Origin of the sequence: Roseibium aggregatum IAM 12614 (assembly GCF_000168975.1) — a bacterium.
Taxonomy (GTDB): domain Bacteria; phylum Pseudomonadota; class Alphaproteobacteria; order Rhizobiales; family Stappiaceae; genus Roseibium; species Roseibium aggregatum.
Genome location: NZ_AAUW01000011.1, coordinates 196,111 through 212,387 on the forward strand (window position 1 = coordinate 196,111; position 16,277 = coordinate 212,387).

Genomic DNA, 16,277 nt, shown 5'->3' on the forward strand with positions numbered 1-16,277 from the left:
CCTCCTCAATCCAGCAGGTTCGGCAGCCAGAGCGCCAGATCGGGGAAGAACAGCACCAGGAACAGGCCAACGGCCTGCAGCGCGATGAACGGCAGCACGGCGGCGAAGATTTCCTGAAGCTGGATGTCTTTCGGCGCCACCGACTTCAGGAAGAAGCAGGCAGGCCCAAAGGGCGGCGACAGGTAATAGATCTGGATGTTCATCGCAAAGAGTACCCCGAACCACACCGGATCGAACCCGAGATCCACCACCACCGGTGCGAAGATCGGCACGGTGATGAAGATGATTGCGATCCATTCCAGGAACGTGCCAAGCACCATGACGATCAGCATCATGACGACGATGACCATGATCGGCGCGATATCGAGGGAGGTCAGCAGGCCGCGCAGGAATTCGCCGCCGCCAATCCGGTTGTAGATACCGATCAGCGAGACAGCCCCCAGCACCAGCCAGATGATGGAACCGACCGTCAGCACTGTCTGGCGCATGGCATCGCGGGCCATCTTCCAGGTCAGCTCATTGCGGATGGCGGCAACCACAAGCGCACCGACTGCACCGACCGCCGCCGCTTCCGTGACGGTGGCAACACCGGAATAGATCACCCCGAGCACGGCACCTATCAGAAGCCCCGGCAGGACGACGCCTTTCAGAAACTTGACGCGCTGGAACAGCGGCAGTCCGGTTTCGGGAATATCGTAGATCGGCGCCAGCGCCGGATTGAGGCGTACCCGGATCAGAATATAGGTGATGAACAGCCCGGCGAGGATCAGCCCCGGCACTGCGGAAGCGGCGAACAGCTTGGTGATCGACACCTGGGCGGCAAGACCGTAGACGATCAGTACGACCGAGGGCGGGATCAGCGTTGCCAGAGCACCGGCCGCGCAGATGATACCGATGGAGAGCTTGCGGTCATACCCGAGGCGCAACATCTGCGGCAAAGCGATCAGGCCAAGCATGACGATCTCGCCGCCCATGATCCCGGACATTGCCGCCAGCACCACCGCGACGACGCAGGTCTGCACCGCAACCGAGCCACGGAAGCGTCCGCCGAGGATCGCCATACTGTCGAACAGCGATTGCGCTATCCCCGATCGTTCGAGAACATTGGCCATGAAGACGAAGAAGGGAACGGCAATCAGCTCGTATTTGTGCAGAACCTCGCCGACGTTGGCGGCAACGATGAAGAAGCCGGCACGTTCGCCGAAATAGAGGATCGCGGTTGCCAGCGACACCGTCAGCGTGGTGATGCCGAGCGGCACGCCCAGCGCCATCAGGGCCAGCAGCGCAACGACGATCAGAAGGGTGATGATTTCAATGCCCACCGGCGATCTCCCCTTCGGTGCGCTGGAACCAGCGAATGATGTTGGCAACAAGCTGGAGGATGTAGAGAACACAGCCCACCACAAGCAGGATCTTGAGATAGGTCGGCTGGATCGAATTGAGCGCAGTACCGGAATGCTCGGTGCGCTTCAGCACCTTCAGCATCGGGTCCCACAGAGCCATGGTCAGGACAATCACCGCACCCGCTGCGATCAGCATCTGCAACAGCCGCATGATGTGCCAGGCCCTCGGGCTGACCAGCGTTTCGATCATGGTGATGGAAATGTGCCGCTGTCGCTGGGTGACATATCCAACCGCCAGCACCCAGGCCGAGGCACAGAGCGTCATGGCGAGTTCCGTCGACCAGACCGTCGGCCGGTCGAATCCGTAGCGCATGACCACTTCGAGTGCCGAGACTGCGATACACGCAAAAAACAGCACGGAGCAGCCATGACCGATGAACACGCTGACACTGTCCATGATATCGGCATAGCGCGCGAATAGGCGTCTCATCATTTCTCCCTGAATGCAGACCTTGCGGGGGCACGTTAGACGCCCCCCCGGCGCCGGGCATCGGGGCTTTGTCCGGCCCAACACCTCGGCAACAAGACCGGGTGCCCCCCACCTCACCGTGAGGAGGGCAAGGGCACGCGGTGTTGCGATCAGTCCTAGTTTTTGAAGAGACCGATCTCGGTCATGTAGGAAATGTTTGCGTCCAGAGCTTCCTTGGCGAGGTCCGACTTCTGAGCGTAGGCCTCCCACTCCTTACGGGCGATCTCGCGCAGTTGGTCGCGATCTTCCTGCGCCCAGTTGATCACTTCGATCTTCTCGCCATCACCGTCTCTGGCGGCCAGTTCCTTGTCCTTCTTGTCGACCTCAGCCGCCATTGCAAACATGGCATCGTACCACCAGTCGCGCAGGGCTTTCTGGTCTTCCGCGCTCAGCGCATCCCACTTTGCCTTGTTGATGGTGAACTGCATCGACGGCATGGAGTGAATACCGGGATAAAGCGGATACGGCGCGACGTCATGCAGACCGGTCGCGTCGTTGTTGACATAGGCCGAGGCATCCGCGGCATCGACGATGCCTTTTTCCAGAGCGCCATAAACTTCAGAGAAGGGAATGGAGACCGGCGACGCACCGGCAGCCTGGAAAACCGCCGCGGCCAGGCCTTCGGGAGAGCGGATCTTCTTGCCGGCCAGATCTTCGAACGTGCGGATCGGCACGCGGGCCGGCAGCGCTTCGCGGGAATAGGGGCCGCAAGCCACGACCTGCACTTCACCACCGGTGACCGCATCGGCAGCCTTCTGCATCACGGCTTCGCCGCCGCCATCCTTGCAGAAACCCAGCATCTGCTGCGGCGTGTCATAGCCGGAAATGAGATCGCCCATGATGGCATAAGCCGGCTCGCGGCCCGCGAAGTAGTTCACTGACGTGAAGTCGCCGTCCAGAACGCCAGCCGCGACAGCATCCGGCGTTTCCCTTGCCGGAACAACGGACCCGTTCGGCGTCAACAGGATCTCGACACGGCCGTCAGTCATTTCCGTGATCTTGGGCAGCCAGTTTTCCGTTAGGTACTGGGTGGAAAAGTCCCCTGCATTGAATGAGGTCTGAATGCTGAAGGTCTCGGCCTGCGCCATTGTTGCGATGACGGAGACCGAAGCTGCCAGGGCAGCGGCGGTGAATTTCATGGTGTCCTCCACTCGATTGCGCGGGGAGCTCCTCCTCCCGCTATCTGATGCATTAATATATTAGTGCATTTCTTGCAAGTGTGTTCTATCTTTCGCCGAGAGGAATCGTGCATTCGAAGAAAAGGAGCGGCGATGACGGTTGAACTGGATCAGATGCTGAATGACCCGAGCAAGGTGGCGGACACCGGCACTGGCGAACGGATCCGGCGCATCTCTGTCAGTCAGCAAATCCAGGAATCGCTGCGGGCACGGATCATCTCGCTGGAACTCAAGCCCGGGCTCAGCCTGTCGCGGACAGATCTCGCCACGCACTATGGCGTCAGCCAGACGCCCGTGCGCGATGCGATGATGAAGCTGGAAGAAGAAGGATTGCTGACCATCTATCCGCAATCCAAGACCGAAGTGTCGAAGATCGATGTCGCCCACGCCCGCGAAACACAGTTCCTGCGCCTGTCACTGGAGCTGGAGGTGACCCGCACCCTGGCCGGACAGGAAGACAAATCATCCATCGCACCGGCGCGGCAGCTCCTCCGGCTTCAGGAAACAGCTCTTGCCGAAGACGATCTCGGCCTATTTGCCACCTTCGACAAACGGTTTCACCTGTCGCTGTTCAAGGCAGTCGGGCTTTCCAGTCTGTATCAGCTCGTTGCGTCGCGCTCGGGCCATATCGACCGGTTGCGCAATCTCAACCTGCCGGATCCCGGCAAACCGGCCAGCATCCTGCGATACCACGCATTGATCCTCGACGGCATAGAGGCAAGCGACGAAACGGCAACAGAAGCTGCCGTGCGCGAACATCTGTCGGGCACCTTGAAACAGGTCGACCAGATCGTCGCCCGAAATCCTGCGTTCTTCTAGACCCGATTGCTTAACCACCAGAATGGTAACGCCAAGTAGCGCAGAAAAACGGCACCGCCCGTCAGGCAGCCTGATTGATCACCGCTGAAGAAACCAGAGCCCGCGCCGCCTCTCCCGCAGCTTCCGCATATGAAGCATCGCGGTGAACCAGGATCGTTGAAAACGCACCATCCAGCAGCAGCACGATATGCCTGGCGAGGTCCGGTGCGCAGTCAATACCCGCGACCTCGAATTCTTCCGCCATCCAGGCCTCGAATTTCTTCTTGTGCCCGGCTCCGACCTTCATCGCCGGATGCCCGGGCATATTGGCAAGTTCCGCCGCCGTGCGCAGAAAACCGCACCCCTTCCACTTCGGATGTCTTGCAGAGACTGCTATCTGGCGGAAGATCGCCTGCACCTTGTCCGGAAGCTCACCTTCGGCCTCACCAAACCATTTGCGGAACTGATTGAGGTTCGGTTGATCGCGAGACGCCAGATAGGCTTCGATCAGGTCGTCCTTGCTCTTGAAATGATAGTAGACCGTCTTCTTGGTGATGCCCGCCTTCTCCGCGATCGTATCCAGACTGACGGCGCGAATTCCCTCTGCATAGAAGAGCTTGTTGGCAGCGGTGAGGATCCGCTCTCTGGCTGTCTCGGCTGACTTGATCATCCTAGAAGTATACTCACCAGTGAATATACTTCAATGCGCTTCACCGGTAGCGTTCCCCCATCGACATCAGACCAAGGACACAGCCCATGACCGCTCCCGTTCTTCTGGACCGCCACGGCCCGATCGCGCTTCTGACGATCAACCGGCCGGAAAAGCTGAATGCACTCGACTACACGACGAACGACCTCCTCCTGGCTCATCTGGACGAACTGGAACCGGACGACGGCATCGGTGCTGTTGTCATAACCGGCGCGGGCAGGCGCGCCTTTTCGGCCGGCGGAGACATTCACGAGTTTTCACGCAGCATTGCAGACGGCATAGAGGACGCGGTACGTGACTTCTGCCAGCGGGGGCAGCGCATGACCGCCCGTCTGGAAGACTATCCCAAACCAGTTATCGCAGCCGTCAACGGCCTGGCTTACGGCGGTGGCTGCGAGATCACCGAGGCGGTCCATCTTGCCGTTGCCTGCGAAAGCGCGCTCTTTGCCAAACCGGAAATCAATATCGGCATCCCGCCGACATTCGGCGGCACTCAGCGCCTGCCGCGTCTTGCAGGCCGCAAACGGGCCCTGGAATTGCTGCTGACCGGTGACAGCTTTTCCGCGGCAAGAGCTTTTGACCTTGGCCTGGTCAATCAGGTTGTCGCTGACGGCAGGGAACTGGACGCAGCCTTCGCCCTGGCAGAGCGCATCCTGCGCCACTCTCCCCTCGCTGCTTCCAGGATCCTGACCGCTGTCACACGCGGGTTGAATACGACCATCACAGAAGGCCTGCGGATCGAACAGGAACAGTTTGCACGCATGGCAGCCACGCGGGACGTTCACGAGGGCCTCGCCGCCTGGATCGAGCGGCGCATGCCGGACTACCAAGGCGCTTGAAGTCAGCCGGACAAAACCGGACAGCACGCCTGAGGTGTGCTGTCCACGCGTATGTCAGAAAAGTTTTACAAAAAAATACGTGTTATATGACAAGGTGTTACAGGCGCACCTCCAACTCAAACCCGATTTTTCCCGCACCGGCTGTTGTAATGAATCCGGTGTTTGGTAAGGTCTCGCCACCAAATGACTGAAAGGCGCGCGCCGCTCCAACAGCGGATGAAACGGGCACCAGACAGCCCAGCTTCCGCATCTGCAGCACCCTTTGCTGCCTTGTGCGCCTTCCAGAAAAGTCCGGCATTCGACCCTTCGCGCAAGGGGTCGGCTAGAATCCGTCCAGTGCATCCTCGCACCACCTGCCGGACTTGAAACAGACCATTTCCGACGCTCGCCGCCCGACCTCCGGGCGGTGCATGAGCGCGTGCACGCTGCGGCCCGTTCCGTGCGGCATCGCTCGACCTCAAAAAGGAGACGTTATCCATGCAGGCTGAACAGCTGGCGACCAATGCCGAGTTGCAACTGGATGAGCAGGCTTATGGCCAGGATCCGATTGCAGACCGTGAGACGGATCTCTATCGCGGCGAATACATCATGTCGTTCGTGGAAAAGTGGGACGAGTTGATCGACTGGGACGCACGGGCAGACAGCGAGGGACAGTTCTTCATGGACGTGCTGCGTGCACGCGGCAAGGAAACCGTTCTTGATGTCGCCACCGGGACGGGCTTTCACTCGGTGCGGCTGACCCGCTCCGGGTTCAACGTCACTTCTGCAGACGGCTCCGCCGCGATGCTGGCCAAAGCCTTCCAGAACGGCCAGAAACGCGGCATGATCCTGAAGACCGTTCAGGCCGACTGGCGTTGGCTCAACCGGGACATCCAGGGCAAATACGACGCCATCATCTGCCTCGGCAACTCCTTTACGCACCTGCATGACGAACTGGACCGCCGCCGGGCGCTTGCCGAATTCTACGCCGCGCTCAAACACGACGGCATCCTGATCATCGATCAGCGCAACTACGATGCGATGCTCGACCAGGGCTATTCGAACAAGCACAAATATTATTACGCTGGCAAGAAGGTGAAGGCTGAGCCGGTGCATATGGACGAAGGCCTCGCCCGTTTCAAATACAGCTTCCCCGATGGTGCCGAGTACACGCTCAACATGTGCCCCATCCGCAAGAACTACATGCGCCGCCTCCTGTCGGAAGCAGGCTTCGAGCGGGTCCGCACCTATGGCGACTTCCAGGAAACCTTTGCGGAAAACGATCCGGACTTCTTCATCCACATCGCCGAAAAGTCCAGCCTGCAACTGGTTCGCTGGGGTGGCGCGCGCCCCGAAGACGGCTCCAAAGACATCCGTGAGGTCGCCGAAAGTTACTACGACAGTGACGACGCCGACACCTTCTACAGCCTTGTCTGGGGTGGTCAGGACCTGCACATCGGCCTTTATGACGAGACCAGCAACATTCGCGAAGCCTCGGATCTGACCATCGACGAGATGGCCGGCATGCTGCCCAATCTCGGCGCGGATGCGAAGGTTCTAGACATTGGCTCCGGGTACGGCGGCGCAATGCGCAAGCTGGTCAAGGCCAGTGGCTGCAGCGCGGTTTGCCTGAACATCTCCGATGTCCAGAACGACACCAACCGGCACCGCAACATTCAGCAGGGCTTCAAGGACAGGATCCGCGTCCAGCACGGCGTCTTCGAGGATATCCCGGAGCAGCCGGAAAGCTTCGAAATCGTCTGGAGCCAGGATGCAATCCTGCACTCCGACCAGCGTCACAAGGTGCTTCAGGAAGTCTACCGGGTGCTGAAGCCGGGCGGCTATTTCATCTTCACCGACCCGATGCAGGCAGACGATGCCGATCCGAAAGCCCTTCAGCCGGTTTATGACCGCCTGCAGCTCAACAGCCTGGGCTCGATGCGGTTCTATCGTGAGACGGCCGAATCCCTTGGTTTTGAAACCGTCGAACAACGGGACATGACGCAGCAACTGCGCAATCACTATTTCCGGGTGCGTGAGGAACTGCTCGCCAACTACGACAAGCTGCGCAACGAAGGTGCTTCTGCGGAATACCTCGACAAGATGTCCATCGGACTCATGAACTGGGTCAATGCTGCGGACGCCGGGCAACTCGCCTGGGGCATCCAGCTTTTCCGCAAGCCTGCCTGATCCCCTTCCTTCCCGATCTCCTGCCCCGGCGCATTCAAGCCGCACGGGGCAGGACATTCCTTTCCAAAAACGACAAGGAGCGCGCAATGACGAAAAGATCCTGGCTATTCACCAGTGAATCCGTTTCCGAGGGACACCCGGACAAGGTCTGTGACCGGATATCCGACACCATTCTGGACGCTTTCCTGGAACAGGACCCTGACGCACGCGTTGCCTGCGAAACGCTGACCACCACCAATCATGTCACCATCGCGGGCGAAGTTCGCGGCCCCGATCAGGTCATGGACAATGTGGAAAGCCTGGTGCGCGAAGCCGTCCGCGACATTGGCTACGAGCAGGAAGGCTTCCACTGGCAGACGCTGGAGGTGATCAACCGCCTGCACCGCCAGTCGGCGGACATCGCCATGGGCGTCGACGAAGGCGACAAGGGCGAGGAAGGTGCCGGCGACCAGGGCATCATGTTCGGTTACGCCTGCAACGAGACCGAAGAACTGATGCCCGCGCCGATCCTTTTGTCGCACAAGATCCTGCGCACCATGGCCGAAGCCCGCAAATCGGGCCGCGAGCCGCGCCTTGGCCCGGATTCCAAGAGCCAGGTGACACTTCGCTATGAAAACGGTCGTCCGACCGGCATCGATGCCGTGGTCGTTTCCACCCAGCACGGCAAGAACGTCAGCCAGGAAGAAGTGCGCGAAGCGGTTCTGCCGTTCATCCTGCACGCTCTGCCCGTCGGCTGGTCCGTTCCGGACAACCGGATCTACATCAACCCGACAGGCCGCTTCGTGATCGGCGGACCGGATGGCGATGCCGGCCTCACCGGCCGCAAGATCATCGTCGACACTTATGGCGGTGCGGCTCCGCATGGTGGCGGTGCCTTTTCCGGCAAGGATCCGACCAAGGTTGACCGGTCGGCCGCCTATGCCTCGCGCTATCTCGCCAAGAACGTGGTAGCCGCCGGGCTTGCCGACAAATGCCTGATCCAGCTCGCCTATGCCATCGGCATGCCGGAGCCGGTCGCTGTCTATGTCGACACGCAGGGAACCGGCAAGGTCGATGAAGTCGCTCTCGGCAAGACCCTGCGCGAGATGGTGCGCCTGACGCCGCGCGGCATTCGCGAGCGCCTTGGCCTGTCGAAGCCGATCTACGCCCGCACGGCCGCTTACGGCCATTTCGGCCGCGCACCGGAGAAAGACGGCGGTTTCGGCTGGGAAAAAACAGATCTCGCCAACGAACTCGCCCGGCACTTCGGCGCCCGCGCGGACGCCGCAGAATAAGCGATCAATACAATACCGGCGCGGCAATTGTCGCGCCGGGTATTTTTCCGTTCCTGGTTGAGCCTTTACCTCAGAACCTTTCCACGCTCGGCCGCAGCTCAAGTTCGGATGTCCACGCGCTCTTGTCCTGACGCGAGATCTCCAGATAGGTCCGCGCGATTGCATCCGGATGAAGCGTCTTGTCCGGGTCATCATAAGGCGCGCCACGGTCCGGATTGTAGATCACCCCGTCGATGACGAAATGAACCACGTGGATGTTCTGCGGCGACAACTCCCGGGCAAGCGACTGGCACAGGCCGCGCAAGGCGAACTTGCCCATGGCGAAGGGCGCCGATTGCGGAAAGCCCTTGATGCCGGCGGAAGCCCCGGTGAACAGCATCACGCCCTCCCCCTTCGGCACCATCCGCTTTGCCGCCTCATGCGCGACGGCCAGAGCGCCGAAAGCAGTCACATCCAGGGCGGCATGCACGTCCTCAAGATTGAGTTCGGCAACCGGCCCGCGCACACGGCCACTGGCGTTGTAGACGACAAGGTCCGGCGTTTCTCCCGCTTTATCGAGGTCCCGAAACAGTCGTGCCACGCTGGCTGCATCGGCCGCATCGCACGCATGAGCTGTTGCCCCGGTTTCGGAACATAGCCCGTCCAGTTTCGCGGGGTTTCTTGCGGCCAGCGACACCGCGTAGCCTTCTTTCGCAAAGACCCGCGCCAGAGAGGCGCTGAGGCCCGCTCCGGCGCCGACGATCAGGGCGTTGCCGCTCACGAAGCAGCTCCCAGATAGACAGGTTTCAAGCCGGTCACGAGTTGCGCCTGGATCGGTGCGGTCGCATCGTTCAGGGCGGTGACACCCATGTCCTGCCCGACTTGCGTGCGGATCGGCCGCGGTGCGTCCATCGTGATCAACTCAAGGATCTTGGTCGCCACATTGCCCGCATCGGTGATGGCGTCGCCCTGATCGAACATGCCCTGGAACATGCCCAGCAAGCGGTCGCGTCCTTTCGAATAGTCGCCATATTGCCCGACCCGCACGGCATCGCCCGGAGCGGGAGCTGAGCTCACGAGATCGGTGCCGTGGCCACTCGGCTCAACCAGCACGGACTCCACGCCGAACGGTTCCAGTTCGTAATGTAGCGACTCGCAGTAAGCTTCCATCGCCCATTTGCTGGCACAGTAAAGGCCGAAGAAGGGCATGCCGAACCGGCCAGCGACGGAACTGAGACTGATCACGAGGCCGGACTTGCGTGCCCGCATTGCCGGCAGCACCGCCCGCGTCAGATGCATCACACCATAGACATTGACGTCGAACAGATCCTTTGCCTGCTCCATGGTAAAGCCTTCGGTCAGCCCGACCGGCATGACGCCTGCGTTGTTGACCAGAACATCTATCGGCCGCTCCGCCTCGATCGCCGCGACAGCCTGCTCGACACCTTTCTCGTCAGCCACATCCAGGTTGACCGGAACAAGCTTGCCCGCAAGCCCTTCGGCAAACAGGCTGAGCGCCTTGGCGGCTTCCGCGTTCCTGCCATCCAAGTCCCGCATGCCGGCATAAACGATATGGCCTTCCTGCACGAGTTTCTGAGCAGTCAGAAAGCCGATGCCCCGGCTGGCGCCGGTAATCAGGATTGTCTTTTGGGTAGTCATCGTCATTTCCCTTCTTTCTTGAAGATAGTGCGCATGAACAGCGCCAGAGGTTCGTCGCTGCGGCTTGCCTTCATTCTTGTCAGCGCGCCGCTCCACGAATTCATGAGCCAGTCGGCAGCCTGTGTCGGGGAGAGATGAGACAGTCCGATCCGCGACAGGTCCGTCTCCCGCAGGCAGGTCTCCAGTTCGCCCGTCAGCGCCTTCCAATGGCTGTCGAGCTCTGCCTGAAAGACCGGTTTCTGGTCGGCGAGCTCCGTCGACAGGTTGCACATGAGGCACCCCTGGGCGTAGCCGCGGTCTTTCATCCCTTCCCGGGCACCGGAGAAAAATGCTTCCAGACGTTCCACCGGCGAGCGTTTTCGGTCCGAAAGGCAGGCCTTTGCAAAGGCGAGCTGTTCCCGGTGGTAGTGACGCGCCACTTCGAGCCCGAAGTCCTCCTTGGTCTCGAAGTAATGGTAGAAGGACCCCTTGGGCACGCCGCTTTCACGCAACACGTCATTGATCCCGATGCCGTCGAAACTGTTCTCCCGAATGAGCGTCATGCCGACATCCAGAAGACGGGTTTTTGCTGTCTCATAGGCAGCTTCATTGCGCGTCCTGGCCAAGGGATTTCCTTTCGTTCGTCGTGTCGCGGACCAACCCTCAGGTTGGCGTGGGTGGTCACGTTTGGTGCCTGGCGAAATTAAAAATAGACTGGTCTAATAATTTTCACCAGTGAACTGTGCTTCACGGTTGCGTGTGCGCCGCAATCAACGAGGCGCCGGCTCGTTCCGGACACAAAAAAGCTCTCCGCGGAACACCGCGGAGAGCTGACGGGTCACCTGTGATTTTGTTTGTCCGGGGCCGTTAACGCGGCCCGGAGCGAAGACTCAAGCCTCTTCAGCCACCGTCTCTTCCGCCCCTTCCGACACCTGGTCGATCCAGTCCTGAAGGTTGTAATAGGTGGTGATACGGGCGATCTGGCCGCCGCGGATCTCGAAGAAGCTGCCCGCAGGCAGCTTGTAGGTCTGGCCGTTCGCTGGCGGCAGGCCGTTGTCGGAGCCGATATAGCTGCCGTGAACGATGAACTCGGCAGCAGCCCGTGTGCCGTCGTCGTTGACGAACAACACGATATCGCTGAGGCGCTCCTTGTAGCAGCGCGTCATGTGAACGTTGAAGGACCAGAATTTATCCTTGCCGACACGGCGTTCGCCCTGGTTGACGTCATGGATCAGATCGTCGGTAACCAGGCTCTCCATTTTCTTGGTATCGCCGGCATTGAAAGCGGCAAAATAAGTGTCGATCAGAAACCGGGACTGTTTGTTGGCCATAGGTCCTCGCAGGGCGGAAACACAATCTGGCTGGAAGTTTGCCCCTGCCGCCTTACCGGCGCAAGAGGCAGAGCGGATTGCGGTTTACGGTTCTTCACCGAAACCGCTTCAAACCAATCAAAGTCCTTTCTCTGGCTCGCCGCGCACCACAAACGCAAAGTTGCCTAAATGCAACATAGTGTACCTTATGGGCAACAATTATCTTTGAGCTTGAAAATGCCGGTTGCATCGGGACCCGATCTCGCGGTATCAACTCGCCACCGGTCACTATCCGGCACAGACATCAACGGTTCGGCCATTTTTCGCCACCCGCATGATCAGGCTCTGCCCACTCATGTACGGATGCTGTTCTGGTGGATCGGATACCATCACATGTAGCTCAGTGGTTGGAGCGTCAGGCGCGTTGCCTGAAAGACACAGGATCGATTCCTGTCTTGTGAATTTTGGATAGCCAACTGGTAAAGGCACCGGATTTAGTTTCCGCTAACGGGGGTTCGAATCCCTCTCCAAAACCACGGCCTCAAACGCCGAACTGGCCTTCCACGCCAGCAGCTCTGCAAGCTGTTCCATGAGGGGCCTGAAGAGGTCTTGCGAACGCGGACTGCGCATCTTCTGCCTTCGGGTGAAAGAGCCTGACCGCCGACGCCAGGTCGCTTCGCCCGGCCTTTGGCAAAGGCTCTGCCGCCGCTTTGCCGGAACCGTCCGTTTTCGAACGGGCGGAACCCGCGTTGCCGCTGCTACGCCCTCTGGCCAAGGGCCCGTCGGGAGACCTCGTGCTCTCTTCGGGTCTCATCGTTTCACCCCGGACGCCTCATGACGAGCGGCCGGATTCCTCAACCTCCAACCATCTTCAACACCGGAAAGGACAACCACGTGCCTTAGTGCATTGGAAGGATTATCGAAATGACGACTTTTCTCGACAAGATCCGCGGGCGAACCCGCGTAGTGATTTCTGAAACGGAACGGGCTCTCCACATCTGCAAGGGAGAGCTCCAGGGTATTCTCGGACCGGGTGAACACAGCCTCAAGAATGGCCGTGGCACTCTGGTGGTCGAGCGCCAGTCGATGGCGATGCCCCAGTTCCGGTCTGCCTACGAGAAGGCGCTCTTCGATAAGCTTCCGCACGTTGCCGAAGAGCACCTGACCGTTATCCGAACCGGACCGGGTGAAGTGGCCATTGTGGAACGGGACAACCGTATTCACACCGTGCTTGGCCCGGACGAACGGCTTGTCCTGTGGACGGATGCTGGCCCGTGGACCTTCGAGGTCATCGACACGGCCGCCGACCCGGCCCTGACGCCGAAGCTCATGCGCCGGCTCGGGGATGCCCGGCAGACGCAGCAGTTCGTGATCGTGCCGGTGACCGACGGTAGCGTTGCCCTTCTGTTCATGGATGGCGTGCTCACCAAGGTGCTTGAAGCCGGTGTCCATGCCTTCTGGAAGGCAGGCCGGACCGTGACGCAGAAGGTCATCGACCTCAAGCGTCAGGCCCTCGATGTCACCGGTCAGGAAGTGCTGACCCTCGACCGCGTCACCATCCGGATCAACCTCTCCGCGGACTACCGCGTGGTTGACCCGGTGAAGGCCGCAACCGAGGTGAAGGACTTCACCGACACGCTCTATCGGGCCTTGCAGCTTGTGTTCCGCAAGCAGCTTGGCGCGCTCAAGCTCGACCAGATCCTTGAAAAGAAGGGCGAGGTCAACGCGGAAGCGGCCGCCAAGATCAAGGCCGACATGGCCGAGATCGGTGTCGAGGTCTCCGACATCGTCCTCAAGGATGTGATCCTTCCGGGCGAAATGCGCGAGATCCTCAACAAGGTGGTGACGGCTGAAAAGGAAGCCGAAGCCAACGTGATCCGGCGCCGGGAAGAAACGAACGCAACCCGTTCGCTTCTGAACACGGCCAAGGTCATGGCCGAAAACCCGGTCATGCTTCGGCTCAAGGAGCTCGAAGCGCTCGAAGCCATCGCCGGCAAGGTCGACCGGCTCACGATCCACAACGGAACCGTGGGCCTCATGAACGATCTCGTCCGGCTTCGGGACGAAGACGCGGCATAAACCGGAACGGCGCGGGACACCCCGCGCCGCTTCTGTTTCAGGACTTCAGCCCACGCCAAACCCTGCCGCCCCATTCCCGATCGTCCCTTTGGGGGAAGCGAAACGGAGACCTGTGACCAAAGACGTCCAGGCCCCGTTGCCCGGCAAGGCAGAACGCTGAAACGTTCAGCAACCTGCTTGCTTAGAACGACAGCGAAAATTGAATAATCCCAAACATCCATTTAGAGAAAAAGACAATGAAAACAGACACGAAAATCTCAAAACGCCTATCTTTCTGGCTGCGACACAAACCGGAAGATGCTGGTTTGACGCTGTCGCACGACGGCTGGGCAGACGTTTCGGCAGTCCTCAAAGCCTTCAGCACCCTCAAGCTCGATTGCAACAGGGATCAACTTGAAAGAGTGGTCGAGACGAACGACAAGAAACGCTTCGAGTTCTCTGACGACGGCAAACGCATTCGTGCGCGGCAGGGGCATTCGGTTGACATTGACCTGGGCCTGACCGCCTTGACGCCTCCGGAGATCCTGTTCCACGGAACAGCAACCCGCTTTCTGCCGCTTATTCTCACCGAAGGCCTGAAGCCGATGGCGCGACACCATGTGCACCTGTCACCGGATCGAAGCACAGCCCTAAAGGTCGGCAGCCGTCACGGCAAACCTGCCGTTCTTCAGGTCGCAGCCAGCGCCATGCAGGCTGACGGGCACACGTTCTACAGAACGGAGAACGGCGTCTGGCTGACGGATAGCGTTCCCGCCACCTTTCTGACCCAGACCGAAACCGTCTCATGACAGACCGCGCATCAAATACAAAGCTCCAGGGCACACCATCCGGCTGGTTTGCCCTAGGGTTTTAAAGGGTTCATCGCTACACCCAGCCGGCATCAAAATAAAAAAATAAAAAACTTTCTTTATCCCTTTGCCTCGAATATAAAAAGAACATCCTTTCTTTATCGAGGCTCCCATGTCCGTCAGTTCGCCAGCGCATCTGCCCGCAAGCAATTCACTCTTTGCACCGGAGCGTCTCACCGGCACTCTTGCGCTTGTGCTGGGGGTCGGGTCACACGCCATCAACGGGTTTGTCACAACCGCTGTCCTGCCGGACATCATCCGCGATCTCGGCGGGCAGGATCGCGCTTTCTGGGTGTTTTCCTCCTTCGAGATGATGGCGATCCTGGCCGGCTGTCTCACCGGTGCAGCGAAAGTTAGGTTTGGGGCCCGGCATCCTTTCCTGCTGGCCTCCTTTCTGCTTGCAAGCGGCTCGGTTCTGGCCGGGCTGTCGACATCGCTGGAGGGGCTGATTGCCGGGCGCGCCCTGCAAGGGTTCGGCGAAGGCATGATCATCGCGCTCTGCTACTCGCTGATCCCGGATCTCTTTCCCAGCAACATTGCCCCGCGTGTCTTTGCCATGCTGGCAGCCGTCTGGGCCGTTGCGGCGGGCATCGGCCCCGTCTCGGCCGGCATCCTGTCCGAACTCTGGTCATGGCGCGCCGCCTTCCTGATCAACATCCCGCTCGTGCTGCTGCTGTTCGTTCTGATGAACAGTGCCCTGCCCGCAAGCGCTGCTCGCCCGGCGCCGCCAAGCGACCCCACGGCCAGAAGGGTCCCGGTCCGTCTGCTGGTTCGCCTTGCCCTCCTGGCTGCCAGCATCTTTCTCCTCACCGTTATCGGCGAACTGCACGCTCCCCTGCCGCTTGCCCTGACGATCCTGGCAGGCCTCACAACCGCAGCGATCCTTCTGACCTACGATGCCGCCAGCCCGCGCCGCCTGTTCCCGCGCGATGCCTTCCGGGCACAGACCCTCATCGGCCTCGGCACCTGGATCGTGTTCCTGATCTCGGCAGCCGCTGCGGTGCGCGCAGTCTTCGTGACGACGGTCGGTCAGGTCTATTGGGGTCTCAGCGTGACGCAGGCAAGTTATGTGGCCGCCGGTCTCGCCTTCTCCTGGTCGACCTTCGCCTATATTTCCTCCCGCGCACCGTCCCGCCAGCGTGAGCTGACCTACCTGACGACAGGGCCTTTTCTGATCGCCGGCGGTTTGACCCTGACCGCTCTTGCCATAACCACCGGCTCGCTACCCCTCTTTGCGCTTGCCGCCGTTGTGGCCGGCGCTGGTCACGGGCTGTGCAACCAGATCCTCATGCGTTCGCTGATGTATACGGCGGAAGGCGAAGACCAGAACCTCGTCTCCAGCATCCTGCCGACGATATCCTCGGCCGGCATCGCGATCGGTGGAGGTCTTACCGGGCTGATCGCCATAGTCACCGGTCTCGTCGCACCTGGATCGGAAGACCTGTTGACCCGGGAAGCGGTTGCCCGGTCAGGGGCTTCCATCTTCTACATCAATGCGGGTCTGACACTGCTTCCGGCGCTAGCGATGCTGGTGCTTCGCCAGCGGCTGATCGCCCGCGAAAGCGTCAGTCCGGAGGAATAACC

General features: G+C 60.2%; 15 protein-coding genes and 2 tRNA genes. 9 read left to right on the forward strand and 8 right to left on the reverse strand.

The window, feature by feature from the left end; translation table 11 throughout:
- Positions 1-5: 5 nt before the first annotated feature.
- The 3 genes from SIAM614_RS16410 to dctP form a co-directional block, all read right to left on the reverse strand.
- Positions 6-1,322 carry a TRAP transporter large permease gene (locus tag SIAM614_RS16410; RefSeq protein WP_006936159.1) on the reverse strand — a complete coding sequence of 439 codons (1,317 nt, stop codon included), beginning with the start codon at positions 1,320-1,322 and terminating at the stop codon, positions 6-8.
- On the reverse strand, positions 1,312-1,833 hold the full coding sequence (locus SIAM614_RS16415) for a TRAP transporter small permease subunit (RefSeq protein ID WP_040440435.1): 522 nt from the start codon (positions 1,831-1,833) through the stop codon (positions 1,312-1,314). Before SIAM614_RS16415 ends, SIAM614_RS16410 begins: the two co-directional genes overlap by 11 nt.
- A 155-nt stretch (positions 1,834-1,988) precedes the next feature.
- The gene (dctP, locus tag SIAM614_RS16420) at positions 1,989-3,011 is read right to left on the reverse strand and encodes a TRAP transporter substrate-binding protein DctP (RefSeq protein ID WP_040440436.1); all 1,023 of its coding nucleotides are present in this window, start codon (positions 3,009-3,011) and stop codon (positions 1,989-1,991) included.
- Between the two features lie 132 nt (positions 3,012-3,143).
- Here dctP and SIAM614_RS16425 point away from each other — a divergent pair, with 132 nt between their 5' ends.
- Positions 3,144-3,869 carry a GntR family transcriptional regulator gene (locus tag SIAM614_RS16425; RefSeq protein WP_006936166.1) on the forward strand — a complete coding sequence of 242 codons (726 nt, stop codon included), beginning with the start codon at positions 3,144-3,146 and terminating at the stop codon, positions 3,867-3,869.
- Between the two features lie 61 nt (positions 3,870-3,930).
- Here SIAM614_RS16425 and SIAM614_RS16430 read toward each other — a convergent pair whose 3' ends face one another.
- Entirely contained in the window at positions 3,931-4,518 is a 588-nt protein-coding gene (locus tag SIAM614_RS16430; RefSeq protein WP_006936167.1) for a TetR/AcrR family transcriptional regulator, read from the reverse strand.
- Positions 4,519-4,604: 86 nt separating this feature from the next.
- Between SIAM614_RS16430 and SIAM614_RS16435 the strand changes: the two genes are divergently transcribed.
- The 3 genes from SIAM614_RS16435 (at position 4,605) to metK (ending at position 8,839) form a co-directional block, all read left to right on the forward strand.
- The gene (locus SIAM614_RS16435) at positions 4,605-5,396 is read left to right on the forward strand and encodes a crotonase/enoyl-CoA hydratase family protein (protein ID WP_006936168.1); all 792 of its coding nucleotides are present in this window, start codon (positions 4,605-4,607) and stop codon (positions 5,394-5,396) included.
- A 477-nt stretch (positions 5,397-5,873) separates the two neighbouring features.
- The gene (locus SIAM614_RS16440; RefSeq protein ID WP_006936170.1) at positions 5,874-7,565 is read left to right on the forward strand and encodes a glycine/sarcosine N-methyltransferase; all 1,692 of its coding nucleotides are present in this window, start codon (positions 5,874-5,876) and stop codon (positions 7,563-7,565) included.
- Positions 7,566-7,651: 86 nt separating this feature from the next.
- Complete coding sequence (gene metK, locus SIAM614_RS16445; RefSeq protein ID WP_006936173.1) at positions 7,652-8,839, forward strand: methionine adenosyltransferase; 1,188 nt, start codon at positions 7,652-7,654, stop codon at positions 8,837-8,839.
- Between the two features lie 70 nt (positions 8,840-8,909).
- On the opposite strand, the gene SIAM614_RS16450 is transcribed toward metK, so the two are convergent.
- From SIAM614_RS16450 to SIAM614_RS16465, 4 genes are all read right to left on the reverse strand, one after another.
- Positions 8,910-9,599, reverse strand: coding sequence for an SDR family NAD(P)-dependent oxidoreductase (locus tag SIAM614_RS16450; protein WP_006936175.1), 690 nt, complete (start codon positions 9,597-9,599; stop codon positions 8,910-8,912).
- Positions 9,596-10,477: an SDR family oxidoreductase gene (locus tag SIAM614_RS16455; protein WP_050789414.1), complete on the reverse strand. Its 882-nt coding sequence runs from the start codon at positions 10,475-10,477 to the stop codon at positions 9,596-9,598. Before SIAM614_RS16455 ends, SIAM614_RS16450 begins: the two co-directional genes overlap by 4 nt.
- Positions 10,478-10,479: 2 nt before the next feature.
- A complete protein-coding gene (locus SIAM614_RS16460) occupies positions 10,480-11,082 on the reverse strand; it encodes a TetR/AcrR family transcriptional regulator (RefSeq protein WP_006936179.1) in 603 nt (200 codons plus the stop codon).
- A 264-nt stretch (positions 11,083-11,346) separates the two neighbouring features.
- On the reverse strand, positions 11,347-11,787 hold the full coding sequence (locus tag SIAM614_RS16465) for a ketosteroid isomerase-related protein (protein ID WP_006936180.1): 441 nt from the start codon (positions 11,785-11,787) through the stop codon (positions 11,347-11,349).
- A 368-nt stretch (positions 11,788-12,155) separates the two neighbouring features.
- On the opposite strand from SIAM614_RS16465, the gene SIAM614_RS16470 reads away from it, so the two are divergent.
- The 5 genes from SIAM614_RS16470 (at position 12,156) to SIAM614_RS16490 (ending at position 16,275) form a co-directional block, all read left to right on the forward strand.
- Positions 12,156-12,228: transfer RNA gene (locus tag SIAM614_RS16470), tRNA-Thr, on the forward strand.
- Positions 12,229-12,300, forward strand: a tRNA-Leu gene (locus SIAM614_RS16475).
- Between the two features lie 390 nt (positions 12,301-12,690).
- Positions 12,691-13,845 carry a slipin family protein gene (locus SIAM614_RS16480; RefSeq protein ID WP_006936184.1) on the forward strand — a complete coding sequence of 385 codons (1,155 nt, stop codon included), beginning with the start codon at positions 12,691-12,693 and terminating at the stop codon, positions 13,843-13,845.
- Between the two features lie 236 nt (positions 13,846-14,081).
- Complete coding sequence (locus tag SIAM614_RS16485) at positions 14,082-14,633, forward strand: RNA 2'-phosphotransferase (RefSeq protein ID WP_006936185.1); 552 nt, start codon at positions 14,082-14,084, stop codon at positions 14,631-14,633.
- A gap of 172 nt (positions 14,634-14,805) precedes the next feature.
- On the forward strand, positions 14,806-16,275 hold the full coding sequence (locus SIAM614_RS16490; RefSeq protein ID WP_006936186.1) for an MFS transporter: 1,470 nt from the start codon (positions 14,806-14,808) through the stop codon (positions 16,273-16,275).
- The last annotated feature ends 2 nt before the right edge of the window (positions 16,276-16,277 follow it).